Source organism: Paenalicyclobacillus cellulosilyticus (assembly GCF_014647315.1).
Taxonomy (GTDB): Bacteria; Bacillota; Bacilli; order Alicyclobacillales; family Alicyclobacillaceae; genus Alicyclobacillus_J; species Alicyclobacillus_J cellulosilyticus.
The window spans coordinates 1-26,877 of record NZ_BMOY01000037.1; the positions used below are offsets into that span (position 1 = coordinate 1).

Here is a 26,877-nt window from a genome sequence, read left to right on the forward strand (position 1 = left end):
CTAAAGTGCGTGTGGTACAAACTTGGGCCTACAAACCCGCGTCACATCAAGGGTGGTGTCAAACTTGAGCTCGATGACGCGATGAAACAGGATGTCTTCCTCGGAATCGGCCAGGTGCGGGCCGAGCGCATCCGGTTGCGCCGGGTGCAGGTTGCGTCCATGCTGTTCCGTCACGCTCGTCCCCCCTCAGGCGGTCAACCCCAATGCTTCCGAATGAATTCGTCGCGGCCGGAAGCGGCGCGATACGCGTGATAGTGCTCCGGGTTCTTCTTATAAAAATCCTGATGGTACGCCTCCGCCGGGTAGAAGGGTCCCGCGGGCAGGATGGGCGTCACGATGGGCTTGTCGAAGCGGCCGCTCGCCGCCAGGGCCTGCTTCGAAGCCTCGGCCGCCAGGCGCTGCGCCTCGGTATGATAGAAGATGGCCGTGCGGTACGACGGGCCGCGATCGACAAACTGGCCGTCCGGATCGGTGGGATCAATTTGCCGCCAGAACACCTCGAGCAGCTTTTCGTACGGGATGACGGACGGATTGAACGTGATTTGCACCGCCTCGACGTGCCCGGTCGTGCCGGAACACACCTCTTCGTACGTCGGGTTCTCCTTGTGTCCGCCGGTGTATCCGGAGACGACGCGGATGACGCCCGGCCACTGGTCAAACGGCTTGACCATGCACCAGAAGCAGCCACCCGCGAACGTCGCCAATTCGTATGTCTGGTCTCTGGCTTCCGCCATCCTTCCTCACCTTCCCCCGGGAGTGACGCAGGCATGCCATGACCTTAGAAAAAATCATACAGGAAAGGCGTCTGGCGCAACACCGCCTGATCCCAGTTCATCAAAGCCGCGGGCGATCCGCCGATCCGCCCGGCCGCGGCGAGTTGGCCAGGCCGCAGGTAGCCGAACATCATGGCGGTGAAGGCCTGGATGTCGCAGGCGATATGGTCTTCCGGCACAGCGGCCGCATCGTCCGCGGCCACCGGCGTATGCGTCACCCGGCGCGCGGGGTCTTCCACCCCCGGGTGTACCGTGAACAGCCCTTCGTTCCAAGGGGCATCGGGATCGGTGATGCGGACGTGGAGCGGTACATTCATGGGCGGAAACGGGTACTGGCGCAACATTGCGGCCACGTCGACGATGCGGGCCATGAAATACGGGATGACCTGCTGCTCGATGCGGGGTTCCGGAAGTAGAAACGGCAGCGGATCGTCCACAGGAGCCACCAGGGTGGCCTTGGCCGCCATGGAGTCGTGTTGGCGGACGAAGTACCACAGCGCCTGGCGTGCGGTGTCATCGAGCGCCACCCACTCGTGGATGGTCATCTCCTGCTGACGCACCCGATAGATGAGATAGCCGCGCGCTTCGCCTCGTTCATCGTAGTAGACGGCGATGATACCCGGCTTCTGGGTCCGCACGCGCGTCTCCCACCATTCGTCCGAACGGGAGAGCATGCCTGCGTAGCGGCGGGCAAAAGCCTCATAGACCGGAGCCACGTCTTGCCACCGCTCGGTCCGCACAAAGCGGCCCGCAGGGCGGGAGACCGGAGGCCAAAGGGCGCGATCAATGGTGTACTGCTTGCGGTCGATGCAGTGCTCCCAGCCGTAGCGCCGGTAGAAGGCGAATGAAAACGGGGCGAGCATCGAGACGGACTGCCCCGCGTCGCGCATGCGGACGAGCGCGGTGCGCAACAAGCGCGCCACCTTGCCGCCGCGCCGGTGCTCCGGCCAGGTCGCCACCCCGGCGATCCCGCCCGTCGCAAACGTCTGTCCGGCGAGATACACGGTGAGCGGCAAGATGGTCAGTTGTGCGGCCAATTGTCCGTCGACGTAACAGGCCAGCACATCTTCGGGACGGATGCGCGCCCGCCGCTCGGCCAGCTCTTCCGGAGACAGCTCGTACTGGAAGGCAAACTGGCTGAGGGCCAAGTGCTGGTCCACGTCCTCCGGGCGCAGGGTGCGAATCTGTTCGCGCGCCCCGTGCTCGGCCCGCCCGCTTTCGAACTCGGACATGATCTCGGACACGGCAACCACGTCCTTTCCTCGGCCGTTCTTGAACGCTGCATGGCACGCCGAAGGGGCACGGGACGGATGGAGAGGCGCTATGACGCGTGCGGCAAGCGGTAAAACGTCGCAGCGTTGCCACCCATGACGGCAGCCCGCTCCGCCGCGCCCCACGCTGCCGGCAGCAGGCCGACGGCCAGATGGTACACCTGCATGTAGTCCGCCGCCAAGGTGCACACCGGCCAATCGCTGCCGAACATCACCCGCAAAGGTCCAAAGACGGACAGAACATGCGCGGCGTACGGTTCGATGTCGGCCGGTTGCCAGGACCGGTGGTCCGCCTCGGTCACCATGCCGGACAGCTTGCACCACACGTTCGGGCAAGCCGCCACCTGGGTCATCTGTTCGCGCCACGGGTCCAGCTCCCCGGTCCGGATGGGCGGTTTGGCCAGATGGTCGATGACCGCGCGCAGGTCAGGTACCGCGTCGAGGAGGCGCAAGATGTACGGCAGATGAAGAGGGTAGATGAGCAGATCGACCGGAAAGTCGTCTCGCGCGAGGAGGCGGAGGTGGTCCAACACCTTGGGACGCAGGACCCAGGCGGGATCGGGCAGGTCCTGGAGCATCGGGCGCACACCGACAAATTTGGGATGCCTGCGCAAGCGTTCGTAGGTCTTTGGCATGGCGGAATCCTCGAGGTCGAGCCAGCCGACCACGCCGGCGACGAACGGCGTCTCCTCCGCCAGCGCCAAAAGATACTCGGTCTCCGCCACGGTGGGCGCCGCCTGCACGACCACCGTGCGATCCACGCCGGTCTGCGCGAGCCAGGGTGCGAGGTCGGGCGGCAAAAAATCCCGGTACAGCGGCGAAGCGGGCGTCAACCACCCGTAGTCGCCGCGGTCGATGCGCCAGAAGTGTTGGTGCGCGTCGATGATCATGGCGGCGTTTATCCCCTTTCCACCGTCCTGTTCGCATGCAGCAGGTGCAATCGAAAAGCCGAGTGAATTCCGCCTATTTTTGCTGCAGCAATGCCTCCGCCAAGAACCAATCCAACTCGTCGTCGATGTCCACGGATCGCTCCTCGGGCATCGGATACGCGATGGTATCTCGTGTCAGAAACGTGCGGGACATGAGTAACCACTTTACGTCCGCTACGTACACCGCACCATTGAGCGTCCACAGAGGAGGCAAATCTTGACGCCGTGTAGCAGTGTCTCCATCTGCCAACAACGGTTGCAGACGTCCCTCCCTCAGCGTAAACATCCAAGCAGGATGCTGCTTGACAGCCGTGACACTAACACACGCCGGACCCCCGCGCTCGATGCAAAGCCGAACACACCCATCGATGTCTTCGGCGGTCCTCAACGGGGAAGTAGGCTGCAATACCACTATCCATCGATATCCTGGCAGTTGCTGAATCGCGTGCAGTACGGGTTCTATTCCTGGAGTATTGTCCTCGGCAAGCTCATTTGGACGTAAAAATGGGACATCGGCTCCGCAAGATTGAGCGACTGCTGCAATTTCCGGATCTTCAGTGGAAACCACGCATCGGTCGATAAACTTGGAATTCTCCGCCGCTTCGAGTGTCCATGCGATGAGGGGTTTGCCCCGTAAATTACGGATGTTCTTACGGGGTATCCCTTTGGAACCCCCCCGTGCCGGAACGACAGCCAAGACCTTCTCTCCCGCAATCATCGGAAGACCTCCGCAAACTCGCCGTTCGCACGCTCGTAATCTTCCATACGACCAATGTCCAACCAGTATTCCCGGATCGGAAACGCGGTGATCTCACACTGCAAAGACAATAACTTTGAAAACAACTCCGGCATATCGTAATACGAGTCACGGGGAACCAAGTCCAAAACTTCCGGATTGAGGACATAGATACCCGCGCTCACCAGACAGCTTTGCACCGGCTTTTCTTCAATGTGTATCAACCGCTGTCGATCCACTTCCACGACCCCATATGGAATTTGATAACTATACTCGCGCACGCACATCGTGGCCTGAGCCTGGTTCTGCAGATGAAAATCCAACAACTGCTTGAAATTGACCTTCGTGAGCAAGTCGCCGTTCATGACGAGGATGGGACGTTCCGGTTTTTCGGGAAGCAAGGACAGAGCGCCAGCCGTACCCATCCGGCGCGATTCGTGAATGTATTCGATCTCCACTCCCCATCTGGAACCGTCGCCAAAATAGGACTTGATCATTTCGGCCTTGTAGTTCACCGTGAGGAAAAAACGGCGAAAGCCATACTCAATGAAACTGTCGAGGATGGTCTCCAGCAAAGGCTTGCTGCCCACACGCAGCAACGGCTTCGGGCACTCATCAGTGAGTGGCCGCAAGCGCGTACCAAGTCCCCCGGCCATGATGACCACCCAGTTTTCGCGAAGATTCAACTGCAAGATGTCGTCCAAGACTTCAATACCCACGACCCGCCCGTCGTCGTCCAAGATGGGAATATGGTGCAACCGCTTCAGTTTCATGATAGCAAGCACGGCTTCCCGCGAGTCGTTCAAGCGAGCAGAAGTGGGCCGATCATTCATGATTTCACTGACTGGTTGGTCGAGACCCACGCCTCGGAGCAGGCCGCGACGCACATCACCGTCCGTAACCGTCCCAAGCAGGCGTCCGATCTCGTCCACGACAAGTGCAATCTGGAGTGCCCCTTCATCGATGATTCCAATAACATCTAAGATGGCCGTGTCCGGCCGTACAAGAACGCGCTGCCACGCCTTCATGCGTCCACCTCCTTTGCCGGTACGCCATAGACCTTGCGCCCGTCCGGCACGTCTCTCAGGACTAACGCGCCTGCTCCTACCAGACACCATTGGCCAATACACACGTTCTGAATCACCGTCGCCCCTGCTCCGATATGGCTACCCAGACCAACGCGCACGCCACCACACAACGTGACGCCCGGCGCGATGTGCGCATGCGGCCCCACGTCGCAATCGTGATCCACCGATGCCCGCGTGTTCACAATGGCGTTGTCCCCTATTCGTGCCCCTGGCTGAACGACCGCTCCTGCCATCACTTGGACTCCGCGACCGATCTCCACGGAGCTAGCCACCACAGCGGACGGATGAATCACCGTGGCAAACTGGAACCCGAGATCCACAAAACGCTTGTATACACGTATGCGTGCCGCCGTGTCGCCAGCTCCTCCCACACCGTTGACCAGCTCGATCTCGCTTGGCAAGTAGTGCGCCAACACCTCATCCGTCCCGAGGCACGGGACACCACCGATGTGCGAAGGCCCGGTGTCCGGTTCCGCGACCGTAAAACCCAACACAGAGACACCAGCCGCACACAGGGCTTCCAACAGAACCCGAGCATGCCCGCCACCGCCGAGGACGATGATCGGTTTCATCAACTTGTCACCGGCTCGTCCGCCTCATAATCTCGTTCGGCAACCCGGCCAAGAAAATCCCAGTACAGAATCGGTTCAGCGCCGCCGCCGCGCTTGATCGCCAGGTTATCAGTCGTGAAACGCTCACCGCGCCGCACGGGGCGCGTGGTGACGAGCCCTTTCCGGACAACCTCCCGGTTCTTTGCCTCAGACGGCGTGGGAAATTTCAGACCGCGTCCCAGGGCTTGCTCCGTCTGGCGAATCGTGCGCACCATCTGAACCAGTTCCTCCGGTTCGATGGAGGCGCGGTGATCTGGGCCAGGAAGGTTGCGGTCCAGGGTGAAGTGCTTCTCAATCACGGAGGCTCCCATCGCCACCGCAGCGATGGGGACCACGATGCCCTCGGTGTGATCCGAAATGCCAACCGGCAACCCAAAGGTCTCGTTCAGCGTCCGCATCGCGCGGAGATTCACCTCGTCGTAAGGGCAGGGATATTCCGTCGTACAATGCAGAAGCACCACACGCTCACGGAGAAGCGATTGGCCTTCTTCGGACGCGTACGCCTGGCGGAGCGCAGACGCGGTCGGCAAAGCCGTGCGCCCGTGCAAGTAACCGAACGCCAACACCATGAGGGCCTGCTCAATTTCCCCCAGCGTGCTCATCCCTGTGGACAGGTAGATGGGCAAGCCCGTCATAGCGGCCCGGAGCAGGAGCGGCGCATTGGTCAAGTCTCCGGAAGAGATTTTCAAGGCAGGCACCTTCAGCTTGCCAGCCAGAAAGTCCAGGCTTTGCTCATCAAACGGCGTGGAGAGAAACTGAACGTTGCGCTCACGGCAACGGGCCGCGATCACTCGGTGTTCCGCTTCACTGAGTTCCAGTCGATGAAGCAGTTCAAACTGCGTGCGTCCCGCGCTTCCAGACTGCTGTTGATAGGCTGCTGTGGGCACCGTCCGTGTGACCAACCTGTCGGCTCGGAAAGTCTGGAACTTGACAGCATCCACTCCCGCAGAAGCCGCCGCGTCGACCAACCTCAGAGCTAAGTCCAACGATCCGTTGTGGTTGACGCCAGCCTCTGCAATGATAAAAGTTCGGCCCATGCCCTTCCCCCTCCTGCCCGATGCATCGGTCACCGCGGATTGTCAGCCGGGCCAATCGTAAAAACGCTTCACGAGCAACCGATCCAGCGGTTCCGACTTCAAACGCTCCTTGATCCGCGGCGACGCCTTGCCGTCTCCGTACGGAGACGTGATTTCCGCCAATCGGCTGCGGAACGAAGGACACAGTGCCTGCTTGATGGCCGCGACGATGGCGTCCGTGTCCGGTTCGCAGTCGATGACGGACGGCGCGCGCAGCCGGCCGGCTTGACGGATGCCGATGTTGACCGTCGGCTTCTGAAACGCGGGCGCTTCAATGAGGCCGCTGGACGAGTTGCCCAGTACGACGTCGCAGTGCCGCAGTGCACTCAGGTACCGGATTTGACCCAGGGAGACGGTCAACAACACGCGATCGCCCGCTTGTGCCGCATATTCTTCAAGCTGGCGGATGATGGCCCGGCCTCCGGCGTCCGCATTGGGTTTCGTCATGAGGACGCGCGCGTCCGGAAATCGCTCCAGGGCAGCAAGCAGGGCGGAGACCGCCGCAACAGGGTCTTCGTCGCCGAGCGTCACGGGATGATACGTCACCAGGAAGGTGGGCGAACCCAGGCGCCACCCGAGCGCCTGCTCCAGTTCCTCGCGGCTCAAGAGACGTTGGCGATAGACGTGATCGAGACCCGGGGCCCCGACGAGAAAGACCCGCGCGGGATCCTCCCCCAATTGGATGACCCGCCTACGGAACGGCTCGGCTGCCACAAAATGTAAATGCGCCATCTTGGTGATGCAATGCCGGATGGCCTCGTCGACCGCACCTTCGGAAGACTCTCCGCCATGAATGTGGGCGATGGGAATGCGGCACATCAACGCGGCCTCAGACGCCGCGAGCGCCTCGAAGCGATCGCCGAGCAGCACCACGACGTCCGGTTGCAACCGGGCAAAGGCGTCGGCAAAACCGATGACGCCAAGCCCGACCGACTTCGCCATGCCGACCGGGGTGTCGCTCGAAAGGAGCATCTCCACCTTCTCGTCGATGTGGAAGCCGTCCGCCTCGATCACCTCATAGGTGCTGCCGAACTCCGGGGACAGGTGCATCCCCGTCACCACCAGTTGCAGGTGCAAATCGGGGTCGCTCTGAATGTCCCGCAGCAGCCAATACAACAAGCCGTAGTCAGCCCGCGACCCGGTGACCACGCAGATTTTTCTCTTAGCTGGCTTGCTCCTAGCTGGCACGCTCATCACCCGCCAGCCACGGGCTGCTCGGCAAGTTGATCAAGCGGCGCTCGATGCTCTCGGCGACAGAGAGGTCCATGCGCGGGCAGTGGCGGTACATGGGCAGAGAACTGAGCAGCCGCCAAACCGGCCGGGTCAGGATGCCCAAGCGGAGGGTTTCCGCCAGCAAGCGATCACGCCACTGGGCATGCTCCTCGTCGAGCAGGATCGCGTTCAGCCAATAGTTGCTGCGCGCAAAAGGCGGTTCGCGGAAGAAGCGCACCCCTGGAACCTCCGCAAAGGCGTTTGCGTATCGCTCCGCCAACCTTCGCTTTTGTTCGACCAGTATCGGCAACCGATGGAGCTGGGCACAACCGAGGGCTGCGTTCAGATTGGGCAGGCGGTAATTGTATCCAATTTCATCGTGCACGTACTCCCACGGATGCGGCCGCTTCGCGGTCGTGGTCAGGTGCTTCGCCCGTTCACCCAGTTCCTCGTCCTGCGTGAGGATGGCCCCGCCGCCGCCGGTGGTCACAATCTTGTTGCCGTTGAAACTGAGCACGCCCACGCGGCCGATGCCGCCGGTGTGCCTGCCCTTGTAGAGCGATCCCAGCGACTCCGCGGCGTCCTCGACCACGGCCAGCCGGAACTCCTCGCACACCGCCAGCAACGCATCCATGTCCACCGGGTGGCCAAAGGTGTGCATCGGGACGACCGCGCGAATCGGGCGACCCGTATCGCGGTTGTAACAGCCGTCCGTGCGCACCTCTGCGCGGTTGCGCAAGAACACAGCCAGCTTGTGCGGATCGAGCCCCAGCGTTCGCTCGTCGCTGTCAGCAAACAGCGGGATCGCGCCGCAGTACGCCACGGCGTTGGCCGTCGCGATGAAGGTCAGCGCAGGCACCACCACTTCGTCCCCGGGACGGACGCCGACCAACTGCAGGGCCACGTGGAGGGCGGACGTGCCGTTGACGACCGCCACGGCTCGCCGGACGCCCGTGATGTCCGCCAGCATCCGCTCGAAGCGGTCCACGAACGGCCCGGCGGAAGACACCCAGCCGGTATCCAGGCATTCGTTCACATACTCGCGATCCCTGTCGTCAAACCGGGGTTCGTGCAACGCGACGGGCCCCGTGGTTTCCGGCAAGCAGGAGCGGATGGCGTCGATCACCGCAGACAAGGAGAATGCGCTCATATGTTGTACAACTCCGCCTTGTAACGCCTGAGGTTTTCAGGATGAGTAAACCAGTCGACCGTCTCGGCCAACCCGCGGCGAAAACCGTCCCTGCCCGCGTATTCCGGCTCCCACCCAAGCACCTGGCGGGCCTTGGTGTTGTCGGCCCAGAGGCGTTCGACCTCGCTTTTCACCGGCCGGACGCGCTGCTCATCGGTGTCGACTTTGACCTCAACCCCCATGATCTCCGCAATCAACGACACAGTATCGCCGATGGAAATCTCAAAGTTGCTGCCGATATTGAACACCTCACCCACGGCCGCCTCCGACTCCGCGGCCGCGATGAATCCGCGCACGGTGTCCTTCACATAGTTGAAGTCGCGGGTTGGATGGAGCGATCCGAGGCGAAGGCTCCGCTTCCCGGCAGCGATCTGCGTAATAATGGAAGGAATCACCGCGCGCGCCGACTGCCGCGGCCCGTAGGTGTTGAACGGGCGGACAATGGTGACCGGCGTGCCGAAGGAGCGGTAAAACGACATGGCCATCTGGTCAGCGCCGATCTTGCTCGCCGCGTACGGGGACTGCCCTTGCAGCGGGTGGTCTTCCGTGATCGGGACGAACTTGGCCGTGCCGTACACCTCGCTGGTGGAGGTGTGGATCACCCGCGTAGCCCCATAGTCTCGCGCGGCTTGAACCACGTTCAGCGTACCCTTCACGTTGGTATCGACGTACGTGTCGGGAGAGTGGTAGGAATACGGGATGGAAATCAAAGCCGCGAGATGAAACACGACGTCGCACCCCTGAACCGCCTGGCGTACGCCGTGCGGATCGCGCACATCCCCGGCGAAAATCTCCAGTTCCTTGCGAATCTCCGGAGGCGATTCATCGAGCCAGCCCCATGAGTTGAAAGAATTGTAGAAGACAAAAGCTCGCACGTCGCAGCCGCGACGAACAAGCTCCTCTGCCAAATGAGACCCAATGAAACCGTCAGCCCCGGTCACGAGCACCTTTTTCCCCACAGCTTGTCCATCCCACCTACATCACGTGGAAGTTGTCTTCGTCGCACGATACAGATGCCTTGAACCTTAACCTACGCTTTCGACACGTGGTACGGATTCCCTGCCAAGCATGGGGATGCGGACATCAGCAACATCCGGCAATCCCAGAGCATGTGGGTTCCCTCTGGTCAGCGAGGCAAGCGTTGAATCATCCCGATGAATCGTCCTACGTCCGGTGATCCCACCACCGCGACGGGTTCGTACGGAGATAGTGCGTCGCCAAGTCCGTCATCTGGGCAGTGTCCGCGTACCTGGTAATCCCCTTTACCTTCTGTTGACGGTCCGCCAACTTCTCCATCGTCCGCTGAGCCTCGTGATTCAACTCTTCCATGAGCCGCTCGTTCAATTCTGAGAACAAGCGGACGCCAATCTGGATTTTTTGCATCCATCCTTCCAGTTCTTCCGTGCGAGGTTCGTGTTGCAACCGCTCGGCCACGCCGCTCCACGCTTCCACAATCGCCGCGACGCGGTTCTGTCGTTCGGCAAACGTCTTCTGCAACACGTCGTCATTCCCTGTGCCCGCCTGCAGCTCGGCGATCTGACGGTGTACCGTATCCACCAAGGCCATGAGGTTTGTGTAAATCGACTCCAATTTGTCCTTCAGGTTCTCGTTCATGTTGGGATACCCGCCGCAGCCTCTCCGCCGCAGCGCGTGTTTAACCAGTCTTCGAGTTGCTTTTCGAATTGAAGGTGCGACAACGCCCGCGTCCCTTCGATGTGGGCACCTCGCGAGGCGTTGATATACGTCCTGTCCGGATGAGAGGCAATGAACCCCTCTATCCAACGCCGAAAGCTCTGCCAACTGATGGTGGATCGTACGGTTCCCCCGTCAACCGCCGGAACGTGGAGCGTGTAACTCGCCTCAGTGGTGCGCGCAGCTCCCAATCCCACGTGCGTGCGCCCATCCACGTAGGCGAGATCGAGGCCCACAAAGAGAATGGGATCGCACCCGAAGTAATGGAGCAGCGAGAGCGCGAGGGTGGAAACCGATCCGCCCGTCTCAAGCAAATCGGCCCCGAGAGTCCGCGCCAATTGTTCTGTCCCAGCAAGCCCTTTCTGTAAGACAAACACGATGTCGCTGGAGTAGTTGGCAAGTGCAGCCGGCGACACGGTGGGCAGCGCGTACAACGGCGGACAAGCAACGCCGGGTCTGAGGGATTCCCAGTATTCCTTCGCCCTGTCGCTGCTTTCGGTTATGACGCATCCTGTTGGACGTATCCCTTGGCTGAGCAGATAGGCCAGCACCCGGTTGACGCACAACACGATGGCTTTCCGATCCACTAAGGTCCGCAGGATATTCGTCGCAAGTGAGAGCGATGGCCCAGCGGCGACGAGCACGCCTGGTCTCCCGGCGAATTTGCCCCACTGGCCGCGTAGAACATTCCCGGTATGAATTCGCGAGGCATTCTGCTTCAAATTGATTTGAAGCTGTTCCCGGTACCTTTGTTCGGAGCCTCGAATCACGTGAATCTCTTGAAGCAACGCCTTGAGCGGCATTGGAGGGAGGGACTCCACGGTAGGCGGATGCAACAAAATTTGCTCTGCCGTCACCTCGGTCAATCGTTTTACGGTGGCGTCGCCTCCCACACAGTGAACCACAACGCGCGGGTCGGTAAAGATTTCTGGTGTCACCTGCCGCGCCCACTCGATCAACTGGGCGCGGGGCTCCAGGACGTCGATTCGCGTACAAGAAGGATACTGTTGCAGGTATTCCAAGACATGGTACCCCAGCCCAAGGCCAAAGATGACCACACCTTCTCCCTTCGGTTCGCCCCATGACGCGACGATCCGGCGAGCTTCCGCGTACGGATCGTATTGGCTGTGCAAATACAGAACCCGGTCCGACTCCACGCGAACCGTCCAGTGTCCCGCCTTTCCCACAATAAGCCGCACGGCGTCCATCAAAACCGTTCCCTCTTCCATGCCGTCTCGGAAGTTCACTGCAGTGGCGGATGCCCTACGGCGCGTTTCAGGTGTTCCAACCGCATCTGAGACTGAAAGGCATCGACGCCTGCCATCCACTTGGCCAACCAAGGCAGCAGTTCATACTCCACCACGTCCGCAACCGTCACGTAATCCTCGTTCTCCCACGCTTGCGTCAGCGCTTGAATGATCCGTTCTCCCTCGCTGCTCAGTTCATGAACGAAAGATTGCTCCCCGGGCCGCAAGCCAGCCAACTGCATCAAGGCTGTCTGGTTCCATTGCAGGAGAGGAACGGCATCCGCAAACCGGCTCGATCCTTCGGCCACATCACCGATCCGCAAAGCCTCCGCCGCGCTCCGAAGCAACTGGTAGAGTCGCGGGATGACCTCCGCCGCAGTGGCCACCGTGTCTTCAATCAATTCGTCAAGCGTGCAGGTGGTGATCTCCACGACCTGGATGTCGTCCGTTGCGACCGAAGTGGCGTCTGCGACGGTCTGCTCCACCCCGTTGACCACCACCTTCCGGACAAAGCGGTTCTCCCCGTAAATTTCATCGATCACTTGCGATACCGTCTGAACGCCCTCAACCTTTTGACCATCCACCCATATGATCACAGGTTCCGTCCCTGCCTCTCCGCAGCCAATTGACGTTCTGCTTGTGCGAACGCGTCGCGCAACTCCTGAATCAAAGGCTCAATGCTTTCAATTTCGGCCCGGGACTTCTTGCGGTTGGCTTCGACCAGCTGTTTAAAAAAGAAGGAGTACAACGCGTCCAGGTTCTCCGCCAGTTGAGGAGCCTTGGCGTGATCCAGCGTGCGTTGCAACTCAAGCACGATATCCTGGGCGCGGATGAGCGCTTTGTGTGCCGCCTCTATCCTCTTTTCGTCAATCGCCGCTTTCGCCTCCGCGAGGAAGCGCAACAGCCCGTCGTACAGCATGACGACCAAGTGCTCTTTCGACGCAGTATTCACGCCGGCCTGCTTATAGACTTGGAGCGGGTTCATGGTATACCTCCTTGAGGTATTCGCGGAATTCCTCCTCGTAAATGCGAATCCCTTGATCGTGAATGTCGATCGATTCCTCCGCTAGTTCGCGCAACTGGTTAAAGAGCATCAAACTTTTGTTCGCCCAGATAATTTTTTGTTCTCTATCCTCTTTGTCTGACACGTCCTTGGACACCGTGTCGGACAGTTTGATGTCCACATAGACCGTGTTAAACGAGATGGCATCCAGGAATGCCAAGGCCAAAGGAAGCCGGTGCAGGTTCCGCTGCGCCTTGTGCACGCGCTCCAATGTGGCGGGATCCCCTGTTTCCGTAGATTGTAAGCTTCCGATGTAGGACGACAACGCTGTGCTCATCGCTGCAAGGTACCTGCGCACTGCGCGAAGTTGGCGCCGGGAGCGCTTCAAATTCCGGTACACACGGGCCACCGTATCCAGAGCAGGGATTCGGGAAGTGATGGAATTTACCCACTCCCGCGTCGGAGCTGGCGATCTGGCGTACTTCCCCAACGCCTCAGCCAGCGTCATGATCTCCCAGCCCTCTTTCAGAGCACCTCCTTCGGTGGCGTTCACGTACGTGCGATCCCGCGCCTTTACTTGGCGCTCGAACCACCGCAGATAGAACAAATAATCGCGGGTAGTATACACCTTGTTACCGTAGATGTCTTCCACCTCATACAGTTCGCGATCTGCACGCAAGTCGTCGACGTTCCGCTGGTCGTGCAGTGTGCCTTCAGCGTAGCACTTCCCCTCGGGATAAGACAGGTCCAAACCTACGCAGATGACGGGATCTGCACCGATAAGCCTTGCGAGGCTGAAGGCCGCCGTAGCCACGGAGCCACCGACGGACAACTGGTTTGTCTGCGATGCTTCCGGTGCAATCATCCGCCACCAATGTTGGTGGGCACTGGCACCGAAAGAAAGAAGCTTTGCCCCTTTGTGGTTTTGCGAAATCTCAAAGTGGGAGTAGGCGTCAATCAAAAGGGGAACGTGGCTGTATTCACACCCCCTCATCAATTCCGCATTCATCGGACTGCCATCCAAAGTCACGACGAGATGGGGGTCAATCCCCCGACGCTCAAGAGCACGGTACGCGGTGTCCACGCAAAAGATCAGCGCTCGGTCGTGGAAGCAGGGCAATACATCGATGTTCTTGTTCAACGACGGTCCAGCACCTACAATGACTACCGGTCGATCCCGCCAACTGCCCTCAAGCTCCGAAACGGATTTTGCCTGAAGCAGCACCGGGATGTTACAGACGAAATTCCGAGCCCACCAACGCTCAAAGAAGTGAGTGGTGTGAAGATTAACCAACACCGAATCTAACACATAGTGCAGAAACGACCACATTTCCACCACGAATTCGCTCTGCACTCTTTCCTCTACTGGATGTGCCCAGTATGCAAAAGGGGGGATGTCGTACTGATCTCTTGTAACAATCATTTGGATTCCGTGCTGAATGACTCTTACGTCCGGAGAGACAACAAAAACAAGCCGTTCATCCGACAACACATGGGTTAGATCCCGATTAGCCAGCGTCACCCGCAAGTAATCTGGACGGTTGGACAAAAACAGAAGCCGCGCCTCGGGCTGCAGACGAGACAAGGCAACCTCGACGTGGTAAAAGCCTGCTTCTCCAATCAGAAAGACAAATTTTGCATTCCCCAATGAGACGCTGGACAACTGCTGCTCGGCTTCACGGACCGGACTGTACCGGCTTGTCAAATTCCGCCATCGACCGTCCTGAAGATACTGGTACACGCACGTGCCACTTTCGGTCCATACAACTCTCCGCTCCGAGGATGAAGGAGTGTTCTGCACGAGTTCCGCGACCTTCGGAAACCGCTTCGATAGCACCGCCAGGTTCTGTTGTAATATCTCGTCCATCTGTACACCCTTCTTCTTGCCTCAACCCGTCGTGGCGAACAAGCCGCGCAACGCCGCCAGTTCCATGGCCGCCTGGGCCTGGAACTGCTGCAGTTGCTGGAACTGGAACATCAACTGCTGAGCCTCGGCCTGTGCCTGGTCGTAAATCGTTTGCTGTTGCTGCAAGGTGTCGTTGATCATCTTCGAATACATGTTCTGCTCTGCCTGCGCAATCCCGACCAAATTCATGTTGGAAGAAGTGATAGGTGTCAAACTGTTGAATTGACCGGTCAGGTTGACGAGATCATTGTTTAATTTGGTTGCCATTCCAGTCAACAGGAACTGGACTTCGTTCGGATCGTTTTGGAACGCTTGAACCAGTTTGTTCGTGTCGACTTGGAGGGAATTGGTCGTCCCCGGCGCGGAACCAACGGCGCCGTTGTTGATCCCAATCGCTTGAACGGTCAGATTGGCATATTGCGGAGCCACGCCAGGCAGCCCATTCGACAAGACGTCATTCATGTACTTGAACGCAAGCTGCGCCATCGCCGCGTCGCCCTGCAAATCTCCACCCTTCTGTGTGTAGGTTTGGAGTTGATTGTACAGCGAGTTGAACGCATTGACAAAATCCTGGACCTTCTTGGTCAGCGTACTCGTATCTTGAGAGACGGTCAGCGTGCACGAGCCAGCCGACTGAATGGTGAATGTAACGCCTGGAATCACATTGTTCACCGTCGGACCCGCACTGGTTCCGCTAACCCCGTTAATTGTGTACGACCACGGAGTACCTGCTTGCGAGGTTCCTGAGATGTTCAGCGCAGCCGCCAAGTTACCCGTCACATCCGAGACCGTGATGGGCTGCGAAGTCTTCGAAGTGAGCGTGATGGTGTCTGTGAGCGGATTGTACGACGCCGTCACCCCGGCGGCAGACGAATTGATTCGATTGATCACGGCTTGCAAGGTGTCCGTCTGGGCGTTATAAGTGATGTCCACACCGTTGATTTTGATGTCTCCATTTCTCTCAGTCACGGATATAGCAAAATTGGCCGACTGCAAATAGGTAGTCAGCTGCACATGGCCCAACAGCCCGCTCGCACCATTCGATCCAGCAGACACCTGAACCCCGTTCAGGCCGATGACCTGAAAGAAGTTGCTGGTATCACCGGCACTGCCAAAGATGATCGCCTGTCCGCTGTTGTTCGTAAAGGTGAGTTGATTGCCATTGATGGCCGCCCCAGAAATGACAGTGCTGCCGAAGGCGCTGTTGATGTTGTTGATCACATCCTGAATTGTATCTGTTGTACTGACCGAGATCGTCTTTGACGTCGTCCCAATCGTGACCGTCACGTAGCCAGCTATCACCGGTTGGGAAAACACCGGTGAGGACAACTGCGTTGACAGAGTCGGAGCAGCCCCAATTCCAGCGCTGCTTGTGAACGTGGCCGGGCTTCCGAGATTGACCGTGATGTTGTAGGTGCCGGGCGCAGCACCCGTCGACGCGCTGGCTGTGATTGCGCTTGTATCTTCCCCCCCGACGGTGGTCGCAAACGAAGTGAACGTGCTTGAATCGGCAAGAGCCACCAAAGCATCTTGCAGCTTGCTTGCCAGCGATGCGATGTTGGACCAGTCGTTCTTCTTTTGTTGCAACGTCCGGATGGTCTGGTTCAAAGCGTCACCCGGTTGCCGCGCCACCTGGTACAATTGCTGCACGATTTGCGAGTAATCCAGGGTTCCGGACAAAAGCGATACGACCTGCATTCCGCCAAGGTTGAGTGACACGCCCCGCCCCTCCAACTCATTGCTCTATAGCGCAGACTGGGCCGCCGAAGCGGCCCCCGCAACACGATTGGGATTAACCGAGGAGCTTGAGAACCATGGCCGGCGTCTGATTTGCTTGAGCCAGCATCGAAATACCCGCGTTGACGAGGATCTGCTCCTTCGTGAACTGGGTCATCGTCGCTGCCATGTCCGTGTCCATGATGCGCGACTTCGCGGTGGACAGGTTATTGTTCTCCACACCCAAGTTACTGATCGCGAAGTTGAGGCGGTCTTCAACCGCACCTACGTTCGCGCGGAATAGTGACACGGAGGACAGGGCTTTGTCGAGGGCGGTTACCAAGCTTAAAGCAACAACCACTTGACTCGCGATTGTGCCGCTACCGCTATTGACTAAGTGGTTGAAGTTTTTCAACACTGCCGATAGATTCAATCCAGCAGCGCTCGTCTGCAAGTTCGCATTGTTAACTACCAAAGTGATCTGTTGATTTGTACCCGCATTGGCTCCCACTTGGAATACGATCCCGCTCTTGGCCAGGCCAGTGAGAAGAACTTGCGTATTAAACTCGACAGACTTAGCTGTGCGGTCGATTTCCTTCTGAAGCTGACTCAACTCCTGATAGATCTGGGCGCGATCCGACGTCGTGGCCGTACCGTTGGCTGCTTCGAGTGCCAAGTCGCGCATACGGCCCAGCATGTTCTGGATGCTAGAAATACCGCCTTCCATCGTCTGCAGCATGGACAGACCGTCCTGCGCGTTCTGTGTAGCGCGCGTCAAACCAGTGATTTGGTTAGTCATCTTGGTGGCAATGGCCAAACCAGCGGCGTCATCCGCTGCACTGTTGATTTTGTAACCAGAGGCCAACTGCTGTTCGGCCTTCTGCATGGCATTCTGGTTGATGGTGAGGCTGAACAGAGTGGTCATTGCAGCAATATTTGTGTTGATGGTGAAGCTCATGTTCTCTTGCCTCCTTGCAAAGATTTGTTTATATGGCTACAAGCTTTCGCTTGGTAGCACCGATGGGCAGCTGTTTATGTACAGAAATCGATACGGACATTCATGTGTCGCCCCTATCATGGTTCAGACCGAGAACAACTCGCCGTGCCCCAGTCTGGCGTGTACCGTGCGCAAGAGCTTCATTCACGCCTTCATCACGTCTGCCAGCGTCGGCAAGATCAGCCTTTGTCCCGCAACGAGCGCTGCCTGATAGACGGTTTGCTGCGTCGCCAACTGGGAAATGACTTTCGCCAGGTCGGCGTCCTCGGCATTTCCCTTCTGGGCCGTCAGGGCGTTCGAGATTTGCTGAAGCTGCGTCTGTACTGCTTGCACCCGCTGCATGCGGCCACCGAGATCTGCCCGCATGGCGGTCACGTTGTCGATGTTGGCATCGAGATCGTTTAGGTCGTTGCCCACGTTTTGCAATGCTGCCTGCATGGCGGCTGCACTACCTGCGGTCGCCGCGCTGTTCAGATGGTTGATGATGTTGTTCAGGGTAGCAATCAGGCTGTTGGACGTTCCTGCCGGAGCTGTATTGAACAGTTGATTTCCGTCTACACCAAGCCCAATGGTTTCTGTCTGCCCAATCTTGAGTTGTTGATTGATTGTCGAAGCGCCACCCACCCACTGGAGTGCGCCGGTTCCAAGGACGGATATCAACTGCGTTTTCCCCTGGATGCCGCCGAACACGTACTGTTCGCCGTCTGACGTGTTGGCGTTCTGCGCGACGGCAGCCACAAGCTGCTTCACGACACTCGTCACGCCGGCGATATCCTTTTGCCTTAAGGTGCCGTTCAATACTTCCACAAGTTGCGTGCGGATTTTCCCGAGTGTATCTTGCAGCGACTGCATCGTGGCATCGGTCGACCGCATCTGCTCCAGCGCTTTGCTCGCATTGCTTTGCCAGTGGCTCAACTCGGCCAATTGAGTCTGCGCGAGAATATCCGCGTCGAACGCGACAGGATCGTCAGACGGCTGGTTCAGTTTGCGCCCCGTCGACAGTTCCTGCTCAAGCTGTTGATAGGTTTGCATGATGCTGTTAAGATCACTGAGATACTGTTGGTTTGCTCCGAACGTCGTCACACGCATCGCTCATCCCCCCTTCCCCTTGATGCTCACGTTTCAGCCATGAACCTCGTCGATGAGCGTCTGGAGCATCTGATTAAACGCGCTGATGAACTGCGCAGCCGCGTTGTAAGTTTGTTGGTATTGAATCAGATGGGTGAACTCTTCGTTGATGTTGACCCCGCTCAACGACTGGCGCAGGTTGCTGATTTGGGTATTGAGCGCGGAGAACGTTTGATTCTGTTGATTCGCCGTTTGTCCATCATCACCGATGGCTGTGATGATGCCCGTGTACATCGAATCCACATTCGATACGAGTCCGGCGATCGCCTCGGCATTGCTGCCATCTGTGGATGCGCCCGCTTGGCTGGCTGCGGCCAATTTGGAGCCTTGATTGATGTTCACTTGAATTCCCGCAGCACCGCTCCCTACGAACAAAGGTGTACCACTGAGCGCACCCGACTGGTCGTAACCATTCATTTGAAGATTGTTCACCAGTTGCGCGATGCTGTTGCCACCCGGATCGTTGGTGGCAAGGTTGTCGAGCGCGGTTAATTGACGCCCTGTGTAGTTATACATGTCATACAAGGAGACGAGCGATCCGTTTTGCGCTTGCAATGCTTGAATACTGGTTTGAATGTCGCTCCAAGAAGCCGTCTTCCAATCCGGAACCGTCGATCCATCGAAAGGCGGATTGACCACCCCATCATTAAGAATCGTTAATGGATAAGAGCTGCCGTTGAAGGTCAAGTTCCCGCTTCCATTCAGCGTGAGCGACATATGCACGACATTTGGATCGCTCGTGTCCGGTGTGTATGTCACCGTGAACGACACGTAGCCGGAGAGCTTGTCCAAAAGGGCATCACGCTGATCCAACAGGTCATTCGGCGCATCACCCTGCGCTTGTGCCTTTTCAATCTGCACATTCAAACTGGCGATGTTCTGCACAATACTTTGGATCTCCGCCAAACTGTCCCTGATCTCATTCTCATACCGATTCTGATTGTTGATGAGTTGGTTGGCAGCAGCGTGAAACGCAGCTACCAAATTCTGAGCCGCCGCGATCACGGTCGCGCGCGTACCGTTATCGTTCGGATTTTGACCAAGCTCGTTCCACGCGTTGAAGAATCCATCGATAGCCTGCCGCAGCGTCGTTCCTTGCGGTTCATTGAAAATCTGGGCGATGTTCTGAATCTCTGTACTCTGAACCTGCCAGTAGGACGCCTGAGCATTGTTACCTCGAAATTGGGCATCCAAGTATGGATTGTCAACCCTCAACTGCCCGCGGACGTTCACGCCCTGGCCGAGGTACGTTTCGTGATCAGTGAACACCACGAGCGAGTTTGCGCTCTCCACATCTGCAATTTCACGTGAATAACCCGGTGTGCCTGCGTTCGCAATGTTGTGACCCGCCGTCTCAACCCCGAGCATAGCGGCATCGAGAGCCGAACGGCCGATTTGCAGCGGAAGAAACGTCGATGGCATACTGCCCTCTCCCCGGAGGTTGTTTAGACACACACTTAACTGGCGAAACTAAACCGAATACTCAACCAAAGACGAGACATCAAACGATAGACCATCAGCGTGACGGTTTGGAACACCATACAACGCCAAAATACATGCATGCGCGACCCGTAGACCTTGTTCGAGAAGCCTTTGATTCATTTCAGCCAGAGAAAGCAGCTCAAAAAGACGTTCCCGGATTTCCGCTTTCTTTCCAGGTTGTGCACGCAGTTCCTCCTGCAACGCCCTCAGCGCTATATGTTGCTCGTTTGTGAGTTCACGAACCGCATCCACATCGTTGTTCATAAGCGCAACATGCATGTTCTGAAATGCGGCTTCCAGGCGTTTCAGTGCGTCACTCATTTCTTTCCAACACTCCGCTGCTGTATATCCGCTCTGACAACCCCCGAAGATCGATCTGGTACTCACCCGTTTGAATCTGACGGCGTAATTCCGTAATCCGGTTCTGCCGCTCCGCTGCGTTTACGGTTCCCTGTTGCCGCAGCAGTCTCCCGACTGCATCAGAAGATTGAATGTGCTGGATGGAATTTGGCCCGTCCATTTGCCCTTTCTCCTTTCGCCCATTTATTCGGCTGCACCACCGAATTTGTTCACCCTCGAAATTCACCAAAAATGACCGTTTGTCTATAACAAGTCTCGTTTTATCCTTAAACCGCAAAAAAACGTGTCGATTTCTCTTTTTTTCATGAGCATGTTTACACCGTTTTGAAAGAGCCGTCTGCACGAAGAACTTAGCTTACTTTGAGCAATGCGCTGAATCATATGCCACAATCTCTCGGTTCATAGACCAATCGGAAAGATCCAGCCTATGAACGGACTGCTATAATAAACCTGACCATAAAACATGAAAACAGCACGAAGATGTCAAAATTCACAGCAGGTTACGTGGGGTAGGACGAGCTTTGGAGAGGATACCAGACAGAGTTTCGACTACACAGGAAAGGTCCGCCTGTACAGATTCAACACCCGTGCAGGAACGAGAGCTGTGGTTGAAGTTCAGCCGCGGCGATCAAGAAGCAGGTGTGTCTCTATTCCTCGCTCACCGAAATCTGGTCGATCGCATATCTGCAAAGATCTGTCGTCGCCTGCCAACCTATGTTGGCGCCGATGATCTGCGTTCAGCTGGATATGAGGCCTTGTGGAAGGCCATGCACGACTACGATCCTGACCAAGGTGTACCGTTTTCTGCTTACGCCCAGATGCGTGTACGCGGTGCCATGTTTGATGAATTACGAAAATCAGACCCTTTGACGCGTGCACAGCGTTTGGCACTGAAACAGCAGGCCCACGAAGCATACCGTACCCAATGGGTATCCCTCGAAGCTGATGAGCGCACCGAGTGGATCATTGACGACCATACGATATCGCCCGAAGAAGCGGCTGTTCGGGCAGACGAAATTGCCGAGCTCAACCGCGCGATCGCGAAGCTCACTCGACAAGAGCAACTGGTTTTGGCCTTGGTATTCAACGAGGGATTGACGTTGGCTGAGACAGCGGATGTCCTGGAACTCTCCCGCAGCCGAGTGAGCACCATTTATCACAACGCCATCAAAAGTCTCAGGGGTTCGTTGATGAGAAAACGACAGAATAACAAACGGCGGTAGATTTCTCTTTAAAATAAATAATTTGCTTTTCAAATTTTTAAGTTCGAGGAAGATGATGGAAAAGTTCAAGCCGTGTGTGCCTTTCCTCACATCTCGGACTGTGATATGGCCCGGCGATACGCGCCGCCGGGCCTCGTGCTGAAACGAATCGCATGATGAGTTGCAATCCGGTCACCTTAACAAACGAACGGAGCATACATTCGTCTTTGATTTCGTCTTTCCTCGAATTCCAAACATTGGCCTCTATTCCCCCGAGTACCCTTGTTTCCGCTATCTTGAGGAAAGAGACAATCAAGATGATGTTGAAAGATGTCCCCGCATCGCTTCGACTGCACAGAAGGAGGACTGAACTGGATGGCCGAGAATCCGCACGCGCAACCCTCTCCTCAGGGCCAGCCGCAACGAACGCTTCTCCTTATCACCATCGCCCTCGGCGTCCTGCTCAATCCGCTCAACTCTTCGATGATCTCGGTGGCGCTCACCCGCCTGGAGCACGCGTTTCACCTGACGTTCACCGCCGCGTCCTGGCTCATCTCCACGTACTACCTGGCGAGCGCCATCGCGCAGCCGCTGCTCGGCAAGGTCGCCGACGCCTTCGGCCGCAAGGCGGTGTTCATCGCCGGCCTCATCCTGGTGGCGGCCGCGTGCGCCTGCGCTCCGTTCGCCCCGACGTTCGCCTGGCTCATCGTCCTGCGCCTCATCCAGGCGGCCGGCACCAGCGCCCTCTACCCGGCCGGCATGGGCATCATCCGCGATCACGTCGGGGAAGGGCAGGCGCGCGCGCTTGCGCTTTTGTCCGTGTTCGCGTCCGGCGCGGCGGCCTTCGGGCCGTCCATCGGCGGCTTGGTATTGCATTGGGGCGACTGGCCCGCCATCTTCTGGATCAACTTTCCGTTTCTCGCCGCCGGCCTCGCGCTCGCGACGTTCATCCTGCCGCGCGACCTGCGCCGCCGCACACCCGCGCGGGAGGCGATCCGCCAACTCGACCTGCCGGGCGTGTTCTGGTTCGCCTTCGGCGTGGTGTTCGCGCTCGTCTTCCTGCTCTCCTTCACCAGCACCCCGGCTTGGTGGGCGGGCGGACTGGGCGCCGTCTGCCTCGGCCTGTTTTTCCGACGGGAACACCGTGCCGCGCAGCCGTTCCTCGACCCGCGCCTGTTCCGGCAGAACCGGCCGTTGGCCTGGGTCTTGCTGCAGTTTTTGGTGGTCAACATCATCTTCTACAGCGTGTTCTTCGGCGTACCGAGCTACCTGCAGGAGGTGCGCGGGTACGACGCCCGGGAGACCGGGTTGCTCATGCTGTGCATCGCCGGTTTCGGCGTGCTGGTCTCCCCGCTTGCCGGACGGTGGATTGAACGGCAGGGCGTGCGGCCGCCGCTGTTGCTCGCCGCCTTGTGCATGACGGCGGGATCGCTCTTGTTTCTGACCGAGGAACCGGCGACGCAGCTCGCATGGCTCATCCTCAACCTGTGCATCCTCGGCGTGAGCAACGGGTTCAACAACGTGGGCTTGCAGACCGCGCTGTTCCGGGTGACACCGCGGACGGTCATCGGCCAGGCGAGCGGCCTGTTCCAGACCGCCCGCTACGCGGGGACCATCCTCTCCACGGTGCTGCTTGGCGTATTGTTCGGCAACCACCTCTCTGCGGCCGAACTGCACCGCCTTGGGATGGTCCTCGCCGCACTCGGACTCGTCATTCTCTGGATGAGCTGGCGCGTCCCGGCCCGTCAGGAAAGGACGTGATGACCGATGCGACGGCACCGCACGCAACAGGCCATGCCCAGAGGGCCGGCCCGGTCCATCGCACCCCCGGCGCCACGGCGCCCGTTCCTCTGGTGGACCCACCTGGCTGTGGCGGCCGCCGGCGCCGCGGCAGGTTGGGCGCTCGGCCGCCTGCCTGTGCTGGCGCAGCCGCCATCGCTGCCCACCCTGCCGCACGAACTTGCCCTCTCGCCGCGGCTGCGGCAGGAGACGGTGATGGTCGTCGGCGGATCGATGGCACACGGCTGGGCGGACCCGCACGACAACTCGTTCATCAAGCGGGCGTTCGCCGAACTTTCGGGCAGTACCAACACGAGGTATCAGGTGGTGGACCGGACCATCGTCGGCGGCACGGCCGCCGAGTTGGCGAAACAGCGTCCGAACGCCTTGGCGCAGTGGCTGGCGCACGACCGGCCGCAGGTCGTGGTCATCTCCTGGGGATTGCTCGACGACATCAGCAAGAAGACCCCGCTCAACACGTTCACCGCGGCCATTCGGAGTGAAATCGAACAAGCCCTGGCGGCGAAGGCGGTGGTCATCCTGGCGACGCCGCCGGTGGTGCGGGCGTCGGCGACGGTGGACAAAGCAGTGCAACAGCGGATGATTGCCCGCGAGTTCGCGATGGCGCGAAGCCTGCACAACCGCAACGTCTACCCGTTCGACGTCTGGGCCCAGATGCTGGGGTACATGCAGGCCCACCACGAGACGTTCTGGAAATACTACGGTGACAACTGGCACCCCAACAGCGCGGGCCACGCCCTGGCCGGGAAGCTGTTGTACAACGACCTGGTGGCGACGTTCGGCACCTCACCCATCGCCTACCGGTCCGATCCCGGCCGCGGCGCGTGACGAGGCGCGGCATCGGTTCTCCTCGCCCGCGGCGCATGGCCGCCACAGCCCTGGCCGTGCTAAAATTGTGAACAACACGACCAAGGAGGCTCGACGACCGCATGCGCCTTCGCCGCGCCTTGTTCGCCAGCGCGTTCTTGCTCACGGCCGCGTTGCCCGGTTTTGCCGTCCCGCAGGCGGCCGCCGCGACCGACCCCGCCGTCCCCCAGAGCACGCCGGCATCCGCCGCGCCGGCGCAAGAACGGGTGATGGTCATCGGCGGATCGATGGCCCACGGCTGGAAAGACCCGCACGACGATTCGTACATCAAACGGGCGTTCGCCACCCTCTCCGCCTTGAGCGGCGTGCAGTACACCTGCCTCGACCGCACCATCACCGGCGGCTCCCCGTCGCAATGGGCGGCAAAGCAACCCGGCCAGTTTGCCCAGTGGTTGGCGAAAGACAAACCGCAGGTGGTGGTCATCTCCTGGGGGCTGCTCAACGACCTGAGCGCCAAGACACCGCTTGCCGACTTCACGAAAGCGGTTGCAGCCGAGATCCAGACCGCGCTCGCCGCGCACGCGGTCGTGCTCGTCGTCTCGCCGCCCGTGGTGCGGGCATCCCTCACCACATACGGGCCGGCGGAAACCAGGATGATTGCCGGCGAGTTTCAGGCCCCCGCCAGTTTCCACAGCCGCAACGTCTTTCTGTTCGACCTGTACCAGCAGATGGCCAACTACCTGCAGAAGCATCACCAATCCATCGACGTGTATGCCGGGGACAACTGGCATCCCAACAGCACCGGCCACGCCCTGGCGGGAAACCTGTTGTTCAACGACTTGGTGCAGGCGTTCGGCACCTCCCCCATCACCTTTCAGGCCGCGCCGGCAGGGGGCCGCACCGCTGCGGCCGTCCCGGCATCGATCCGCAGCGCGCCCAATCAAGGCAAAACCGGCGGGCGGTGAGCGCCCGGCGGTGCACGGCGGGGAGCCGGGACGGCATGGACCCGCTCACAGCCCGAGCATGAACTGGATGATCTTGTCGTGCAAGCCGGGCAGGTTCTCGTGCGCGAAGTCCGGGAACACCTCGAGGCGTTTCGGCGCTTGAATCTTGTTGAACGCCGCGAACTGGGTCGAAGGCGGGCAGACCTCGTCCATGAGCCCCACGCCCATCATCACCTCCGCCCGGATGCGCGGGGCGAGGTGTTGCACATCGATGTAACCGAGGCGGTAGAACACCTCTTCCTCCCGCTCGTGCTGCGGATCGTGGTGACGAAAGTACTGGCGCAGCTCCTCGTAGGCGTTGCGCGCCAAGTCCATCTCCCAGACACGGCGATAGTCGCAGAGGAACGGGTAGACCGGGGCCGCCCGCCGGATGCGCGGCTCCAGCGCCGCGCAGGCGAGGGTCAAACCGCCGCCCTGCGACCAACCGGTGACGCCGACGCGGTCCGGATCGACCTCGGGCAGATGCATCACGATGCCGGCGAGCTGTGCCGCATCGAGGAAAATGTGGCGGAACAACAGGTTGTCCGGGTGGTCGTCGAGGCCGCGGATGATGTGGCCGTGCAGGGTGTTGCCCTTGACACCGCCTTTGTCTTCCGACAGGCCGCCCTGGCCGCGGCAGTCCATGGCGACGACGGAGAAGCCGAGGGCGGCGTACGCCAGCTTGTCGAGCCAGTCGCCGGCGTCCATCGAATAGCCGTGAAACATGATGACCGCGGGATGCGGCTCGGGCGCGCGTTCCGGACGCACGTATTTGGCGTGGATGCGCGCGCCGCGCACGCCGGTGAAGTACATGTCGAAGCACTGAAAACCCGGAACCTGAAACGAGCTGGGGACGAGTTCAAGCTGCGGGTCGACCGCGCGCATCTCCGCCAGGGCGCGGTCCCAGTACGCGTCAAAGTCGGCCGGCCGCGGGTTGCGCCCGGTGTAGGTCAGGAGTTGTTCGTACGGGAGATCGATGAGCGGCACACGGTTCACTCCTTGCCTGGGCATCGAAGCCGGGGATGAAAAGCCGGAAACTTCGCCCCTATTATACCGAACACCGCCCTTTCCCTGGGAGAAACGATCACGTTTTCTGCTATGATGAAAAGGATGGATACGATGGCGACGATGGAACAGATCACCGTACTTGTGGTGGACGATTCTGCGTTCATGCGGCGGGCGGTCACGGACGTGATTGAGCGCGATCCCCGGTTCAAGGTGGTGGGGACCGCGCGCAACGGCGAAGACGCCTTGGCGAAAATCCCGCGGCTTCGCCCACAGCTCATCACGATGGACCTGGAGATGCCCGGCATGGGCGGTGTGGCCGCCATCCGCGAGATCATCCGGCAATGGCGGCTGCCGGTGGTCGTCTTGAGCGCCCTGACCCAGGAAGGGGCGGCCGCGACGCTGGACGCCTTGAGCGCCGGCGCGGTGGACGTATTCCTCAAGCAGGAGGTGCTCGCGCAGGTGAGCGTCCGCCGCGCCGGCCACGCGGCGGACGGCCAAGGTGCGGGCGATCCCGCCGTGCTCGCCGACTTCCACCGCCGACTGTGGATGGCGGCGCGGGCCAACGTCCAAGGCGCAGGTACTGCGGCGGCCGCAGCGCACGGGCCGGCCCCGGAGCGGCCCGCTTGGGCGGTCAGCGCGCCGGCGGATGCCGCGACCGCAC

Annotated in this window: 27 protein-coding genes and 1 pseudogene; 5 read left to right on the top strand and 23 right to left on the bottom strand. The window is 59.4% G+C overall.

The window, feature by feature from the left end; translation table 11 throughout:
- The 22 genes and pseudogenes from IEX97_RS10595 to IEX97_RS14005 all read right to left on the bottom strand — a co-directional run bounded on the left by IEX97_RS10595 (window position 1) and on the right by IEX97_RS14005 (window position 20,576).
- Complete coding sequence (locus IEX97_RS10595; RefSeq protein WP_188882928.1) at window positions 1-174, bottom strand: hypothetical protein; 174 nt, start codon at window positions 172-174, stop codon at window positions 1-3.
- Between the two features lie 20 nt (window positions 175-194).
- Entirely contained in the window at window positions 195-734 is a 540-nt protein-coding gene (msrA, locus tag IEX97_RS10600; protein WP_188882930.1) for a peptide-methionine (S)-S-oxide reductase MsrA, read from the bottom strand.
- A gap of 44 nt (window positions 735-778) precedes the next feature.
- Window positions 779-2,017 carry a GNAT family N-acetyltransferase gene (locus tag IEX97_RS10605; protein ID WP_188882931.1) on the bottom strand — a complete coding sequence of 413 codons (1,239 nt, stop codon included), beginning with the start codon at window positions 2,015-2,017 and terminating at the stop codon, window positions 779-781.
- 77 nt (window positions 2,018-2,094) lie between these two features.
- Complete coding sequence (locus tag IEX97_RS10610) at window positions 2,095-2,934, bottom strand: amidohydrolase family protein (protein WP_188882933.1); 840 nt, start codon at window positions 2,932-2,934, stop codon at window positions 2,095-2,097.
- A gap of 304 nt (window positions 2,935-3,238) precedes the next feature.
- Window positions 3,239-3,691: pseudogene (locus IEX97_RS10615) on the bottom strand (acylneuraminate cytidylyltransferase family protein); the annotation flags it as partial.
- The gene (locus IEX97_RS10620) at window positions 3,688-4,737 is read right to left on the bottom strand and encodes a nucleotidyltransferase family protein (protein ID WP_188882935.1); all 1,050 of its coding nucleotides are present in this window, start codon (window positions 4,735-4,737) and stop codon (window positions 3,688-3,690) included. The gene IEX97_RS10620 and the pseudogene IEX97_RS10615, both read right to left, overlap by 4 nt.
- Window positions 4,734-5,369 carry an acetyltransferase gene (locus tag IEX97_RS10625; RefSeq protein WP_188882937.1) on the bottom strand — a complete coding sequence of 212 codons (636 nt, stop codon included), beginning with the start codon at window positions 5,367-5,369 and terminating at the stop codon, window positions 4,734-4,736. Before IEX97_RS10625 ends, IEX97_RS10620 begins: the two co-directional genes overlap by 4 nt.
- Window positions 5,369-6,478, bottom strand: coding sequence for an N-acetylneuraminate synthase (gene neuB, locus IEX97_RS10630; RefSeq protein ID WP_308426204.1), 1,110 nt, complete (start codon window positions 6,476-6,478; stop codon window positions 5,369-5,371). The genes IEX97_RS10625 and neuB overlap by 1 nt, the downstream gene beginning before the upstream one ends.
- Window positions 6,479-6,487: 9 nt before the next feature.
- Entirely contained in the window at window positions 6,488-7,633 is a 1,146-nt protein-coding gene (neuC, locus tag IEX97_RS10635) for a UDP-N-acetylglucosamine 2-epimerase (RefSeq protein ID WP_308426205.1), read from the bottom strand.
- Between the two features lie 28 nt (window positions 7,634-7,661).
- Window positions 7,662-8,846 carry a LegC family aminotransferase gene (locus IEX97_RS10640; protein WP_188882941.1) on the bottom strand — a complete coding sequence of 395 codons (1,185 nt, stop codon included), beginning with the start codon at window positions 8,844-8,846 and terminating at the stop codon, window positions 7,662-7,664.
- Window positions 8,843-9,844 (bottom strand): NAD-dependent 4,6-dehydratase LegB, encoded by a 1,002-nt coding sequence (locus IEX97_RS10645; protein ID WP_188882942.1) that lies wholly within the window; start codon window positions 9,842-9,844, stop codon window positions 8,843-8,845. The genes IEX97_RS10640 and IEX97_RS10645 overlap by 4 nt, the downstream gene beginning before the upstream one ends.
- Window positions 9,845-10,049: 205 nt before the next feature.
- Window positions 10,050-10,499, bottom strand: a complete 450-nt coding sequence (locus IEX97_RS10650) for a hypothetical protein (protein WP_188882943.1) — start codon at window positions 10,497-10,499, stop codon at window positions 10,050-10,052.
- Window positions 10,496-11,599 carry a motility associated factor glycosyltransferase family protein gene (locus IEX97_RS10655; RefSeq protein WP_229776814.1) on the bottom strand — a complete coding sequence of 368 codons (1,104 nt, stop codon included), beginning with the start codon at window positions 11,597-11,599 and terminating at the stop codon, window positions 10,496-10,498. Before IEX97_RS10655 ends, IEX97_RS10650 begins: the two co-directional genes overlap by 4 nt.
- A gap of 221 nt (window positions 11,600-11,820) precedes the next feature.
- Window positions 11,821-12,420 (bottom strand): hypothetical protein, encoded by a 600-nt coding sequence (locus tag IEX97_RS10660; protein WP_188882945.1) that lies wholly within the window; start codon window positions 12,418-12,420, stop codon window positions 11,821-11,823.
- Window positions 12,417-12,809: a flagellar export chaperone FliS gene (gene fliS / locus IEX97_RS10665; RefSeq protein ID WP_188882946.1), complete on the bottom strand. Its 393-nt coding sequence runs from the start codon at window positions 12,807-12,809 to the stop codon at window positions 12,417-12,419. The genes IEX97_RS10660 and fliS overlap by 4 nt, the downstream gene beginning before the upstream one ends.
- Complete coding sequence (locus IEX97_RS10670; protein ID WP_188882947.1) at window positions 12,787-14,694, bottom strand: motility associated factor glycosyltransferase family protein; 1,908 nt, start codon at window positions 14,692-14,694, stop codon at window positions 12,787-12,789. Before IEX97_RS10670 ends, fliS begins: the two co-directional genes overlap by 23 nt.
- Window positions 14,695-14,715: 21 nt before the next feature.
- Window positions 14,716-16,452, bottom strand: coding sequence for a flagellar filament capping protein FliD (gene fliD, locus IEX97_RS10675; protein WP_188882948.1), 1,737 nt, complete (start codon window positions 16,450-16,452; stop codon window positions 14,716-14,718).
- A gap of 73 nt (window positions 16,453-16,525) precedes the next feature.
- Window positions 16,526-17,407, bottom strand: coding sequence for a flagellin N-terminal helical domain-containing protein (locus IEX97_RS10680; protein WP_188882949.1), 882 nt, complete (start codon window positions 17,405-17,407; stop codon window positions 16,526-16,528).
- A 183-nt stretch (window positions 17,408-17,590) separates the two neighbouring features.
- Window positions 17,591-18,535, bottom strand: coding sequence for a flagellin N-terminal helical domain-containing protein (locus tag IEX97_RS10685; protein WP_188882950.1), 945 nt, complete (start codon window positions 18,533-18,535; stop codon window positions 17,591-17,593).
- 33 nt (window positions 18,536-18,568) lie between these two features.
- Complete coding sequence (gene flgK / locus IEX97_RS10690; RefSeq protein WP_188882952.1) at window positions 18,569-19,996, bottom strand: flagellar hook-associated protein FlgK; 1,428 nt, start codon at window positions 19,994-19,996, stop codon at window positions 18,569-18,571.
- A 48-nt stretch (window positions 19,997-20,044) separates the two neighbouring features.
- A complete protein-coding gene (locus IEX97_RS10695) occupies window positions 20,045-20,377 on the bottom strand; it encodes a hypothetical protein (RefSeq protein WP_188882954.1) in 333 nt (110 codons plus the stop codon).
- Complete coding sequence (locus tag IEX97_RS14005) at window positions 20,370-20,576, bottom strand: flagellar biosynthesis anti-sigma factor FlgM (RefSeq protein ID WP_188882955.1); 207 nt, start codon at window positions 20,574-20,576, stop codon at window positions 20,370-20,372. The genes IEX97_RS10695 and IEX97_RS14005 overlap by 8 nt, the downstream gene beginning before the upstream one ends.
- Before the next feature lie 448 nt (window positions 20,577-21,024).
- On the opposite strand from IEX97_RS14005, the gene IEX97_RS10705 reads away from it, so the two are divergent.
- From IEX97_RS10705 to IEX97_RS10720, 4 genes are all read left to right on the top strand, one after another.
- Window positions 21,025-21,639 (top strand): sigma-70 family RNA polymerase sigma factor, encoded by a 615-nt coding sequence (locus tag IEX97_RS10705; RefSeq protein WP_188882956.1) that lies wholly within the window; start codon window positions 21,025-21,027, stop codon window positions 21,637-21,639.
- Between the two features lie 354 nt (window positions 21,640-21,993).
- A complete protein-coding gene (locus IEX97_RS10710; protein ID WP_188882959.1) occupies window positions 21,994-23,379 on the top strand; it encodes an MFS transporter in 1,386 nt (461 codons plus the stop codon).
- A 6-nt stretch (window positions 23,380-23,385) separates the two neighbouring features.
- Window positions 23,386-24,246: an SGNH/GDSL hydrolase family protein gene (locus tag IEX97_RS10715; RefSeq protein WP_188882961.1), complete on the top strand. Its 861-nt coding sequence runs from the start codon at window positions 23,386-23,388 to the stop codon at window positions 24,244-24,246.
- 101 nt (window positions 24,247-24,347) lie between these two features.
- On the top strand, window positions 24,348-25,190 hold the full coding sequence (locus tag IEX97_RS10720; RefSeq protein ID WP_188882963.1) for an SGNH/GDSL hydrolase family protein: 843 nt from the start codon (window positions 24,348-24,350) through the stop codon (window positions 25,188-25,190).
- A gap of 45 nt (window positions 25,191-25,235) precedes the next feature.
- On the opposite strand, the gene IEX97_RS10725 is transcribed toward IEX97_RS10720, so the two are convergent.
- A complete protein-coding gene (locus IEX97_RS10725; protein WP_188882964.1) occupies window positions 25,236-26,195 on the bottom strand; it encodes an acetylxylan esterase in 960 nt (319 codons plus the stop codon).
- Window positions 26,196-26,327: 132 nt separating this feature from the next.
- Between IEX97_RS10725 and IEX97_RS10730 the strand changes: the two genes are divergently transcribed.
- Window positions 26,328-26,877: response regulator (locus IEX97_RS10730; protein ID WP_188882965.1), on the top strand; the 550-nt coding region annotated here is incomplete at its 3' end.